The sequence below is a fragment of the Paenibacillus sp. A3 genome, from assembly GCF_001399685.1.
GTDB lineage: Bacteria > Bacillota > Bacilli > Paenibacillales > NBRC-103111 > Paenibacillus_G.
Genome location: NZ_JTHN01000082.1, coordinates 36637 through 48951, shown reverse-complemented (window position 1 = coordinate 48951; position 12315 = coordinate 36637). Strand labels below are relative to the sequence as shown.

At 48.0% G+C, this 12315-nt stretch carries 12 protein-coding genes and 1 rRNA gene; 3 read left to right on the top strand and 10 right to left on the bottom strand.

The window, feature by feature from the left end:
• The 6 genes from QJ48_RS12750 to QJ48_RS36855 all read right to left on the bottom strand — a co-directional run.
• A 16S ribosomal RNA gene (locus QJ48_RS12750) occupies nt 1-100 on the bottom strand; the annotation flags it as partial.
• A gap of 1516 nt (nt 101-1616) precedes the next feature.
• Nucleotides 1617-1772, bottom strand: coding sequence for a hypothetical protein (locus QJ48_RS36860; protein ID WP_157261615.1), 156 nt, complete (start codon nt 1770-1772; stop codon nt 1617-1619).
• Between the two features lie 75 nt (nt 1773-1847).
• Nucleotides 1848-3632, bottom strand: coding sequence for a hybrid sensor histidine kinase/response regulator transcription factor (locus QJ48_RS12745; protein ID WP_054973953.1), 1785 nt, complete (start codon nt 3630-3632; stop codon nt 1848-1850).
• Between the two features lie 45 nt (nt 3633-3677).
• Nucleotides 3678-4253: a sensor domain-containing protein gene (locus QJ48_RS12740; protein ID WP_054973957.1), complete on the bottom strand. Its 576-nt coding sequence runs from the start codon at nt 4251-4253 to the stop codon at nt 3678-3680.
• Nucleotides 4254-4579: 326 nt separating this feature from the next.
• The gene (locus tag QJ48_RS38680) at nt 4580-5176 is read right to left on the bottom strand and encodes an erythromycin esterase family protein (RefSeq protein WP_237762887.1); all 597 of its coding nucleotides are present in this window, start codon (nt 5174-5176) and stop codon (nt 4580-4582) included.
• A 306-nt stretch (nt 5177-5482) separates the two neighbouring features.
• A complete protein-coding gene (locus QJ48_RS36855; protein WP_157261614.1) occupies nt 5483-5659 on the bottom strand; it encodes a hypothetical protein in 177 nt (58 codons plus the stop codon).
• 285 nt (nt 5660-5944) lie between these two features.
• Here QJ48_RS36855 and QJ48_RS12725 point away from each other — a divergent pair, with 285 nt between their 5' ends.
• Together QJ48_RS12725 and QJ48_RS12720 are read left to right on the top strand one after the other, a co-directional pair.
• Nucleotides 5945-7300 (top strand): erythromycin esterase family protein, encoded by a 1356-nt coding sequence (locus QJ48_RS12725; protein WP_054973951.1) that lies wholly within the window; start codon nt 5945-5947, stop codon nt 7298-7300.
• 30 nt (nt 7301-7330) lie between these two features.
• Nucleotides 7331-8479, top strand: a complete 1149-nt coding sequence (locus tag QJ48_RS12720) for a serine hydrolase (protein WP_054973950.1) — start codon at nt 7331-7333, stop codon at nt 8477-8479.
• Between the two features lie 111 nt (nt 8480-8590).
• On the opposite strand, the gene QJ48_RS12715 is transcribed toward QJ48_RS12720, so the two are convergent.
• Nucleotides 8591-9424, bottom strand: coding sequence for an RNA methyltransferase (locus tag QJ48_RS12715; protein ID WP_054973949.1), 834 nt, complete (start codon nt 9422-9424; stop codon nt 8591-8593).
• A 17-nt stretch (nt 9425-9441) separates the two neighbouring features.
• Nucleotides 9442-10101 carry a TrkA family potassium uptake protein gene (locus QJ48_RS12710; RefSeq protein ID WP_054973948.1) on the bottom strand — a complete coding sequence of 220 codons (660 nt, stop codon included), beginning with the start codon at nt 10099-10101 and terminating at the stop codon, nt 9442-9444.
• Nucleotides 10102-10257: 156 nt separating this feature from the next.
• Here QJ48_RS12710 and sspI point away from each other — a divergent pair, with 156 nt between their 5' ends.
• Nucleotides 10258-10461: a small acid-soluble spore protein SspI gene (gene sspI, locus QJ48_RS12705; RefSeq protein ID WP_025847231.1), complete on the top strand. Its 204-nt coding sequence runs from the start codon at nt 10258-10260 to the stop codon at nt 10459-10461.
• A gap of 53 nt (nt 10462-10514) precedes the next feature.
• On the opposite strand, the gene QJ48_RS12700 is transcribed toward sspI, so the two are convergent.
• Together QJ48_RS12700 and QJ48_RS12695 are read right to left on the bottom strand one after the other, a co-directional pair.
• The gene (locus tag QJ48_RS12700) at nt 10515-11627 is read right to left on the bottom strand and encodes a Gfo/Idh/MocA family protein (protein WP_054973947.1); all 1113 of its coding nucleotides are present in this window, start codon (nt 11625-11627) and stop codon (nt 10515-10517) included.
• A 3-nt stretch (nt 11628-11630) separates the two neighbouring features.
• Nucleotides 11631-12311 (bottom strand): ThuA domain-containing protein, encoded by a 681-nt coding sequence (locus tag QJ48_RS12695; protein ID WP_054973946.1) that lies wholly within the window; start codon nt 12309-12311, stop codon nt 11631-11633.
• Nucleotides 12312-12315 lie beyond the last annotated feature (4 nt).

Sequence of the window (12315 nt, the reverse complement as noted above, 5' to 3'; positions counted from 1 at the left end):
ACTCACCCGTCCGCCGCTAACCCCGAAGGGTCCGCTCGACTTGCATGTATTAGGCACGCCGCCAGCGTTCGTCCTGAGCCAGGATCAAACTCTCCATTAAAGAAGATCTTTGATTTAAAGCTCAATTCGTTTACTAGCTTATTTGAATCTCAATATGAGATTCGCACGTTACTCGTTGTTCAGTTTTCAAAGAGCAAGGTTGTCTTACTCAACGTTGCTGCCGAAGCAGCGAGAAATAATATATCATGTTAACCACTTGAAAGTCAATAGCATTTTTTCTTCCAATCCGTCTCGAAAGTACGAATCAATCGAAGCAGATCATCCGTTATTTGCTTGACTCACGACCGCCTCTCAACGGCCGGAATAATAATGTAACATGTTAATCGATAATAAGCAACAAACATTTTTTTCCTTTTACATATTAGACATCGTTCTGTTGCTTTTGACGTTTCGACCATAATGATGATTTCTTTGCACTTCACAATGATCCTAAAAAGGATACGATTCATACCCCATTGCTTAAATGAGTCATTTCTTCTTGTTACAGTGATTCTGTAACATTGTTTGAGCAAACCTGATAAAAGGAAAACTCTTTACAAAAAAATGTTTAAAGGAGTTCCCCTCACCAGGTTTACACTGACAAACTCCAAATCTGTGCCAGAGCTTGATTGTGAGTTATATGATCATTTGAGACATAAACAGCCCATTTTAGGCTGTTTTTTTAACATCAATGTGAGACTGTTTATAATATCCGATTGGACAAACCTTATATTTTTATAAGATTAGTCATTTTGATCACGACTTCCATTTGGGCAGGCTTAGGTGTTAGGGGAGAACGGCAGCATAAACCAAGGGAAGTGGAGCGGTGTTCATATGCTCGGCGCCGTCTTATGCCTTAGAAACAGTGGAGTAAGAGCGAAGAGAAAATGCAATTCCTTGTCCGGAATTAAAGAACAAGAAATTGCAAATATTAATAACGTTCGCCGCGTACAGATCGATATAACTGTACATTCTTGTTCCCCTACAGGGAAACAAACCGGGTCTTTGTATCGATCTGCTCTCCTAAACGAATATTCAGGTCTCGGTATACGAACACGAGTTGATGTAAGTATAATTAATTCTTCTAAACAGTCTGCATGAGGAACACAACCCACTTTTAATAGTTAGTTTGTAGTTGCAATCACTAGAAATGGTTCCCGCGAGGCTACTTTTAATACACTCTGAGCTAATTCTAATTCTCCAGCATCAACAAGTCGTTTAATAAATGGACCCGTGATTCGATACATTACATTACGAGGTTTCCAATTCAAAAGAAAATTGGCCGTTTCGTCCATTCCAAAGAGATGAAAGTGAGCATTTGCCAACTCCACGAGATCGTCGTCTTCCAGACGTTCTTGATTATAATCCTCTTTTCTTTTACTGCGTTCTTCAAAATATAAACGAAGCCAATTGTATATGCCGCTCGTATAAATCCCCTAGCCTCGCCTCGAAAATTTGGTACAGACGACAGAAGCGAGGCCGAATAAATATTGCTGGAACCATCCCATCTTCCTTTTATTTGTCGCCGAAATGCCAACTCTTGTACTTTCTCAATACTTTGCAACGGAGCAATTAAATCAATGTTCTTTCTTAAATTCCTCGTTCTTGCTTATTGGCTTAGATTCGGCATCTCCAAACCCGAGCGCCGTACAGCCGGTTAGCTGCAGCAGCAATGCGGCTGCCAGACCAAGCATGGGCAAGCGGCAAGGCCTTTTACGTAAGTGAATGGTCATTTGCATTCTCCTATGATTTATTGCTTGCTTCCCGACATAGGAATCAGGTTCGGCAGTGGCAGTTATCATCCGGGTTTATTCGATGATTCCAAGTTCCAAAGCTTTCATAACAGCTTCTTCCTTGTTGCTGACGCCAAGCTTAGTATTAACTGAGCTGGCGTAGTTTCTGACCGTGCCGACTGACAAATACAATTTGGACGCTATCGTCTTGTACCGGTAACCTTTGGCGACAAGCTGCAATATTTCGATTTCTCTGGGTGTCAAATCATAGGTATCGGCCGTATTCGATCGCGGTAATGCGCTGCTCTCATCGAGCTTTTCAAATATTTTGCGGGACATTCCCTGTTCGATCAACGTGTCTCCACGGTGAATAATCCGTATCTTATTGGCTAACTCAAGCGGCTCCGTCGTTTTCAGCAGGAAACCGTCCGCGCCGTTGCGCAGTAAATCCCGCGCTTGCTCGCTATCCTGAAACGTGGTGAAAATCAATACCCGGATATGAGGCCACTGCTCCTTGATGATCGTGGTCGCTTCCGCTCCACCCTTGCGCGGCATGTCCAAATCCATGAGCACCACGTGAGGCTGAAGACGTCCGCACAAGTCGACAGCTTGCTCGCCGTCCTCAGCCAAGCCGGCTATGACCAAATCCGGGAATTTGTCCAGCAGCGTCCGCAAACTTTCTCGAATAAACGGTTGGTCATCGACAATCAGCAAGCGTATCTCCTCTTCCAACGTCTCCGCTTGTCGGGGCAAAGTACAAGTGACCCGTGTCCCGTCCCCCGGTTTCGTAAAAACGGATACTTGGCCCTGCAAATTCATCGCTCGTTCCTTCATCGCGTTAATGCCGAACCCCTCGCGCCACTCTTCCATCCCTCGCCCGTTGTCCTGCACCTCAAGCCTCGTAAATTGCTGTTCGAATTGTAGTGAAACGGTCATTTCCGTCGCCTCGCCGTGACGAACGGCATTTGTAAGCGACTCTTGCATACAGCGAGTCAAGGCCATTTTCGCTTGCCGTGACAACATATACTCCTCTCCCAACACTCGGAAAATGACATTGACCTGGGCATGCTCCTGAAATTCATCTCCAAGCAGCTGCAGTGACTGAATCAGCGAATCCTCTGCTGATCCCATTTGATGCAAATAGCCCCTCACTTCCTCGATGCTTTTGCGGCCCAGTTCAAGCAAGGAATCTAGTCTTTGTATGCCTGTTTCGGTAACAAGCTCGGCACGCAATGTCTCCATTCCCATGATGATGGAAGTATACGCATGCCCAACCGTATCGTGGAGCTCCCGCGACAGCCTATTTCGTTCTTCCGTCAGCGTAATGCGCTCGATCTGGGACATATATTGCTCGAGCACCGCGTTTTGCTTACGAATCGTTTCATTTTGCCGATGATTGACGATCAATAAATGAAAGGCGAAGCCCATCACATAAGCAAGCCCATAATAACTGATCGTAATCCAGTAATCGTTGCTTTGCGCTACCGTATAGAACAAGGCGGGGAAAATAAGGATCGTGGCCGGAGCCGTCCAACGATAAGATCGGTGGGCGCTATTCGCCGCGATGAGAAACGCAGAGACAAGAAATGAGACGAAAGCAACAGGGAACAATGAAGTTAAATAGATGCACAGTCCGCCATAGATCAGCATTTCCGTGAACAGGTAGTATTTATAACTGAGCTGCAAGCAAAGCCAAGGAATGGAGAAGGCAGCGATTCCCCAGAAAACAACGATCCAAAGCGGTAGTGTCAAACCTTCCTGAACACTGATCATCGTGATGATGAGCGTAGTGCTGTTTATAAAGCGGGTCGCCAACATAATCCAGTCATACCATATCCACCGTTTAACGATGTCCAACAATTCGTTTCAACCCCTGTATCCAACGTCTGATATTTTTCATAGCTATCATCTTAACTGTCGAATCATGATGCGAGTATAACCTCCGATTGATTTCACCAAGCGATCGGCTAGCTTGAAGCTGATCAAAGCAAATGCGGCTCCGACCGCCATCACAATGAGCGATTTTGCCAAAGTATCTACACGCATAATAATAACATTCATATCAATGTAACGATACAGCAGTGGAGTCAGGAGTAACATAAAAGGAGCTACATAGAGCGCTGCGGCACTGACGAGGCTGATAAGCCCAATCACTAATTTCTGCATCAACCAATAGACGGCGACCCAATTGCGACGATCCTTCAGCTCGGATTTGGCTTGAGTCCACACCGATCCTTCCGTTGTCGCTTTCTTGTCGTATGGGGCAATCGTAACATCGGTATAAATTTTTGTTTGCGTTCGCTCAAATTGAATAAACGTTGCAGTTGTTCGTAAAACATGAGTGACTAAAGGAATGCCAATGACTGTAAAAGAAAGGCTTAAACTAAACGATAGAGCAACCAGATAGAAGCAAAAGTAAAACAGACCTGTAGCAAAAGTCAATAATAAAAAATAACCATTTTGGATGAAACCTGTCACAATGTTCTTCATAGGTTCATCGCTCCTCTCCAGTAATACCCGCATCGTACAGCTTCCTGTGTCATTTGCGCCAGTGTAAAAATGTCATGTGATACTTTCCAAAGAGAGGATTATCCCGAAAACAAAAAACGGCTGTTTAATCGGCATGCTTCAATGGATCGTTGACTCCTCTCTGGATAAATGAACTACTTGCGTAATCCAAAATAACATATTACAAATGTAGTCCTGGATTGTCAAATGATAAGTTATTTGGATTCAGTCAACGAAATGGATTCAAGTCCAACTTGAGAATACGAAGCACGAATGGTCCGATTAGCTGATAGACGTTCTCATGACAGGTTGATCCTCATTAGTTCATCTGCGATGCCGTCACATTCTGAATATGGACGACAATATCGAACGCTTGTTCCAAGGCTATGTTGACGTGTGAAGATCGATGGCATATTGCGGGAACTCGACTTGGCCGAATGCGTAGTTAAAGCTTTCCGGGTGGTTCGCATTAACTGGAAACGGAACGATCGTTTTGTCGTTTCGTCTTCCGCTTGATATTGGCCTGTAGTGACTGAAGTTCCGATCGATACGTATTTAGGGCCGTAATGCTTTGCCAGATGTTGTCCCGCGATCTCGTCATATACTTGCGGGAGCAGATTTGTTTTCGCGGTGTGGCCGTTGTGCGCCCAGACGATCGACTCCCCAAATTTCTCCTCCGTCCATCTGGCATTTTCGTACATCGCAATATCATACTGATTGTAAAAGTCTTTAGGTTTCTCCGGTAAGTATCCCATCATTTTGGTAAAAACGCAGCATGCTGTTCGATCCAGGTGAATTCTGGGGATTCCCCGTTCAATTGTATTCTGTTCGAGCAACCTACGAATTTCTTCGGTGTCTTCATGATATTTGTTTTTCATTTCTTCCGAAAGATTCATGTAAATGTACGCATCCTTCGTTCGGGGATAAGGTCTTTAAACTTATCGATTCAAAAGTGGCACAAGTTCCGGTTTATGCAGTTGCACATACTCTATGATCGATTCATAGACATTTTCGCTAATCGTTTTCACATGCCTATGATACGCACTTTTTGATCATTGTCTGGATTGTTATTATAGACCCGAATTCATTCAATCAGATCGGTCATTTCTTTCGTAATTAAATATAAGGTAAGCCCACTGCTCCGGACGACAGCGCATGCCTTGCCGCGAACGGTTCCCAGCATGACGACCTCTGCGGGACGGCTAGCTGCGAATCACCGCAAGCAAATGTCGGATAGAACCGTCTGAGACCGAGTCCGACACGCCCGCCTTCACCTGCTTCGAACACATCTCCCACGCTGCCGCATCAACGATGACGGCAACAAACGTCTCCCGCCAACCCAACTCTAGCAGCCGCTTCAGAACGAGGGTCAAATCCATGCTAGCGCCTGCCGCCGGTTATCGCCGGTATCCGACAAAATGACCGATCTCGCCGCCTCCTCTGCCGCCGCTTGTAACGCTTCATCCAAGGAATAAGCTTCTGTTCGTGAAGCCGAATTGCTCACTTCGGTCCCAGAAAGCATTAAGCGATAAGCCGTCATATGACAGTAAATACGCATCATGGTGACATAATGCATCTTGGCAGTATGACAATTACTTTGCAATACTCGGGGAGACAAATCGCTTCGCAACGAATGTCAAACAATAACCCTGGGGAGGAAAAAAATGAACAAGAAATTATTAACGAGGCTGGCGCTTACTACAATATGTAGTATAAGTTTGGCCGGTTGTTCCACAGAAGAAATCCCATCAACACCATCCAGTTCGGGCAATACGCCTGCATCTAAACTTGAAACTGACATGAAGGACAACCAGACTCCATTACAGTGGCTGGAGAAGAATGCAATCAAATTAACAACAACTGAGCCTCGTGCTTCTTTGGAAGATTTACAACCACTTAAAGAGATGATAGGATCCGCTTCTATTGTTGGTTTAGGCGAAGCTTCTCATGGCATGCATGAAATCTTCACAATGAAACACCGTATCGTACAGTATATGGTTACGGAATTAGGGTTTACAAACCTTGTCTTAGAAGAGAACTGGGGGAACGGATTGATGCTTGATCACTATGTTCTTACAGGTGAAGGGCATCCAAGCAAAAATCTCAGCCCCGTGTTTAACAATAAAGAAGAGACACAGATGTTGGAATGGATTCGTGACTACAATGCCAATCCCAAACATGTCAACAAAGTACGTGTAATCGGGATGGATCAACAAAAATTAGATGAACATGTGTTTAACAAAATTTCGGACTATATCCAACAATATCATCCGAATTTGATTTCTCAATTAAATGGCAAAATGAAAGAGCTTATTCCCGCAACAAAAGATGAGCAAAGTTTTGCGGAACTGCCCAAAGATGAGAAAGAAAAGCATCTTTCCAATGCCCGGTCTATTATTGATCTGCTAGAAAAAAATAAAGCTAATACCGGCAAGCAAAAAGAAGATTACGCATGGGCATTGCATAGCGCCCGTATTATCGAGCAATTTATTCATATGTTTGCAGCTGAACAACAGCCGGAGTTCTTCTTAAGACATGATATTGCAATGTATGAAAATGCGAAGTGGACACAAGAGCAATGGGGGAAAACCATTGTATGGGGTCATAACGGACATATAGCCAAAAGCAATATTCTTCCATTCGTATATCCGGAGATGTCAGGTCAACATTTGGCTAAACATTACGGCGACAAATACGTATCCATCGGAACCTCAACCCATTCAGGGTCATATAACGTTGTTAATGAAAGCGGCAAATTCGGTCCTTACGGAACGGTTAAAGTCGATGACCCCAAAAGCATTAACTATACCGTCGGACAAGTCAAACATGATCAATTTTTTGTAGACTTGCGCAAAGCAAGCGGTTCGGTGAAAACTTGGTTAGATGAAACCCGTCCTCTACTTGCCGGAGTAACAACATTGGGACCTCAAATACCTTTGTTTGTAGACGCTGCATTCGGCAAGACATTTGACATCTTTTTCTATATCAAAAAGGTCACTCCATCACAAATGAATGAATAATACGATTCTTTAATCAAAAGGAGAAACGAAATGAACAAAATTTCTATGCTCACTGTATCGACAATGATTACCGCGACTCTATTACTGCCATTATCAGGAACTGGTTTTGCAAATCAGACGGATCCCCTCGTTACTACTTGCAGTCAAAATTCGCAGACCAAAGCCAAGCAACTTATCGATGAAGCTGCTAACCATCAAAATATACCGGGCATAATTGTAGCTTCCTCAAACAAAGGATCAAAATGGGCATATGCTTCCGGTGAAGCAAGCATTTACGGTACTGACCCGGTTAAGACGAACTTTACTTTCCGGATCGGTAGTCTAACAAAGACGTTTACTGCAATGGTCGTTCTTCAGCTTGTTGATGAACAAAAACTGAACCTGGATGACACGATAGAAAAATGGCTGCCTGATGTTGTTAAGGGTACTGAATATGAAGGGGATCATATCACGATTCGGCAACTATTAAACCAAACAAGCGGTATTCCTGACTATTCAGACCACAAGGATTTTCTCGATAAATTTCTCCCAAACCCGTTACATTCCTTTACTGCTGACGAATTAGTTCGTACTGGACTGAACATGAAGGCAATCTCTAAGCCTGGAGAGAAATGGGTTTATTCCAATACGAATACGGTACTGGCAGGGATGATTATTAAGAAGGCTACTGGAGAAACATACGGGGAACATATTAGGAAACGTTTCATAGCTCCCCTTAAGCTAACGAGCACTTATGTACCCGACGACTACTCGTTTATTCCAGGTGAACATGCACGAGGATACTTCGTACTCGACGGTCAATTCATAGACAGAACCGAAATGAATCCCTCTTGGGCAGATGCTGCGGGATCTATGATTTCCACAGCGGATGATATGAATACATTCTTCCATGCTATACTTAGTGGCAAGCTATTAAAACCAGCTACTTTAGATCAGATGTTAACTGGGGTTGAATCTCCAGCAGGTGAATACGGCTTGGGGATCGCTGGAATAAAGCTGACGAATGGTATTACGATTTGGGGGCATGGCGGCAACGTTCCAGGATTCGCAACGTTCACAGGTGGAACTCGCGGCGGGGATTATGTACAAACCCTTAATATCAATGCGATGCCTTCTGATAATACGTTGCCTCTTTCCAAAAGCATTGCCGAGCAACTCATTGGCTCTTCATCACATTAAGAACACCAGCAAGCTGGCACCGGAAATTTCCTATTCCGGTGCCAGCTTGCTGCCATCGCGGCCCCGACCGTTTCCTCTGCCCGCGACTCACAACTTGATACATTAGTTGTCTCACAGCCCCCGCTGCCGCATCGCCTCGAACAGAACGACGGTAGCGGCCATCGCCGCGTTCAGCGATTCGGCGCTTCCCTTCATCGGGATAAGCACCTGATGCCGGGCGAGCTGCCGAACTTCCTCGGAGACGCCTTGCCCTTCGTTGCCGATGACAAACCACGTAGATTTGCGAAAATCGTGCTCGTAGCAGCTAACCGCCCCTTGCAGGCTTGTAGCGACAACCTGCACGCCGGACTCGGCCGCCCGCGGCAGCCATTCGGTCAAGTCGCCTTGGACAATCGGCAGATGAAAAAGCGATCCCATCGTCGAGCGCACCGTCTTCGGGTTATAAAGATCGACGGTCCCTTTGCCAAGCAGTACGCCCGAGGCCCCGACCGCATCCGCGCTGCGGATGATCGTGCCCAGATTGCCGGGGTCCTGGATACCGTCGATGACGACGACCAGCCCGTTCGGCTCACTGGCCGCGAGCAGATCGCTTCCGCGCCACGGCAGCTTCGGCACGACTGCGAACACAGGCTGCGGCGTCTCGGTGTCCGTGCATTTGGCCAGCACGGCTTCCGTTACCGGCACGCATTCCGCTCCTTTAGCCGCCGCCTCCTCCAGCAGCCCGGCAATCGCTTGCTTCTTATCGGCGGCGTAAACCAATACCTCCGGCACCAGATCGCCGGACAAGAGCGCCTCCTGCACAAGGTGGACGCCTTCGATCAGGAAGCGCCCCTGCTTGTCCCTCCCTTTACGGCTGAGCAGCTCGGTCCACTGCTTTACCCGCGGATTTTGAACGGAGCTTAGGATAGCCGATTCACTGGAAACTGTCTTTTTTTTATCGTTCATACGATTTCTTTGGCCCTCTATTCCGCAAACGTCTTTTCGAAATTTTTCAAATCCTCGTTCGTCCCTACGATGATAAGAATATCGTTATGTTTTATAATATCTTCGGCGTGCGGGGCGATGTTCATTTTGTCCCCGGTTCGGATCGCCATCACGTTGCACCCATATTTGGCGCGAATATCGAGCTCTCTCAGATTGCGGTCGACCATTTGCCCGGACGCTTGAACCTCGACGATGCTGTAATCTTCCGAAAGCTCGATATAATCGATAATGTTGGATGAAATCAAATGATGGGCTACCCGAACACCCATATCGCGCTCCGGATAAATCACCTTATCCGCCCCGACCTTGCAGAGCACCTTGCCGTGAAGTTCGTTCTGAGCCTTGACGACAACCTTCGGCACGCCGATTTCTTTGACAATGATTGTCGTGAGAATACTTGCCTGGATATCTTGTCCGATTGCGACGATGACGACGTCGAAATTGCGCAATCCGAGCGCGCGCAGCGCTTCTTCATCGGTGGAATCGGCTTGAACGACGTGGGTCACAATATTCGACACTTCCTGGGCCCGCTGCTCGCTGCTGTCGATCGCCAGCACTTCAAAGCCGAGATTCGATAACGTTTTGGCTACGCTGGAGCCGAAGCGCCCCATGCCGATGACGGCGAATTGTTTTTTCATCCGTGCTCATCCCCCTTATCATTTCTTTATTATATCAAGAAGCGCAGTAGTTCACCAAAGTTCGTGTCGAAGCATGAATCTTATCCAAGCAGAGCATATTAATAAAAGCGAAATCGCATCAACCAAGTGGAAAAGACAACAAAGCGAGGAACTGCCATGAACCTGAATTTGCGGCAAGCGATCATTCAGCGCATGCATGACAAAAGCAACGAAGAGCTCTTTGAAGTGATTGCGGATTCGATGGATGCGGAAGAACGTGTGCTGCCGGGCCTTGGAGTATTGTTCGAAATTATTTGGAAGCACAGCGAAGCGGATGCGCAGAACCAGATGGTCGCGACGCTCAAAGAGCATTTGGCTTAAAGCAACGCCAAAAAAGCGCGCGGGGAACCGGTCCCTGTGCGCTTTCCGTCATGTCATTGCAATGATTCGAAAATACCGCCGACCAGCCCGGCTTTCAATGGCGCCGGACGTTCACAGCTGCTGTCCATTACATAGTGCTTTCCATGCGTAGAAGCATCATGGAAGCCATGCATGGCCTCCAGCACGTGATAAGCCAGCTCTCCGTTTGCGCGGTTGGTCCGCTCTTGTCGAATCGCTGCGGCCATATCCAGTACGCCAAGGCCGCGACAGTTATCCGTATAGCCATGCGTAAGCGGTATTTCGCTGAATTCCTTGGCGTCATGCCGTCGGATCCGTACCGGACCCCCGAAGGTGTTCGGGTCGGGTACGCTAAGCGTCCCCTCGCTTCCGTAAATCTCGATCCGCGGCAGTTCCGTTCCCCCGAACGCGTCGAACGAGGTGATGATCGTTCCGATCGCACCGCTGCGGAAGTCGATTACGCCCGCAATATGGGTCGGCGTCTCCACGTTAATCGTTCGGCCAAATTTGGGCTGGCTGGTTATTGTGCGCTGCGGATAGGAGATGCCTGCCGAGCCCGTAACCCGTCGAATCGGTCCGAGCATCGCCACGAGGGCGGTTAAATAATAAGGCCCCATATCAAACATCGGGCCACCGCCCTTCGCATAGTAAAATTCGGGATCGGGGTGCCAGTGCTCATGGCCCCGACCGATCATAAACGCGGAGGCGGCTACCGGCACGCCGATCCAGCCGTCATCGATCAGCTTGACGCAGGTCTGAATACCGCCGCCGAGAAACGTATCCGAGGCGCTGCCGACGAGCCGCCCTTTCTCTGCCGCCTTGCCCAGAATGGCCCGCCCTTCCTCCCGGGTTACGGCGAGCGGCTTCTCGACGTAGACGTGCTTCCCTGCCTCCAGCGCCTGCAGGCATACTTCGGCATGCGCGACGGGAATCGTCAAATTAATCACGATATCGATAGCCGGATCGGCCAGCAGCTCGGCAGGCGTGCAAGATTTCGGGACGCCATATGCCTCGGCGCTTGCCCGGGCCCGAGCGACATTCAAATCGGCGCAAGCCACCAATTCAAGCTCCGGATTCGCGGTTAAATTTTGTAAATAGATGCCGCTGATTTTGCCGCAGCCGACGATACCCGCTTTCAATTTATTCATAGGTCAACTCCTCCGGGCCGCTTCCGTCCGCCCGTCCGAAGCCCACAGCAAGCCGCGCCGCATGATTTCGTTCACTTGCGGTATTTCCAGAATGTCCTTCAGATGACCAAGCGAGCAATAGAATATTCTCCCTGCCCCCCACCATTTTGTCCAGATGACAGGCATATCGACGGCGCCATTCGGCGAATGGGGTCCCATCGCGACCGGGAAGCGCGTGATCGCCAGTACGTTGACCGCAGGATCGACGTGCATATAATACTGCTCGCTCCGTACGCGGAAATCGCCGATACCGTCCAGCAGCGGATTGGAGCTCGGGATAAGCTTGACTTCGTAATCCACCTCGTTATTTCCCGGATGGGCAACCCATTGTCCGCCTGTCATAAAATGCCATTCGACGTCCGTGCGGAACGCGTCGCACATCCCGCCATGACAGCCTGCGAGACCGGTGCCGTTCTGAACGGCAGCCGAGACGTTCCGGATGAGCGACGGATCAGCTTCCCCCATTGTCCATACCGGCACGATCAGATCCATCGTCTTCAGCTTTCCCCCATCGGCAAACGTCTCAAGGGTATCCGACATTTCCACTTCGAATTCCGCGTCAATCAACAGGTCCCGGAACAGGCAGGCGATTTCCTCGGGCTGATGCCCCGACCAGCCGCCCCGGACGATCAATGCTTTTTTCATCCCT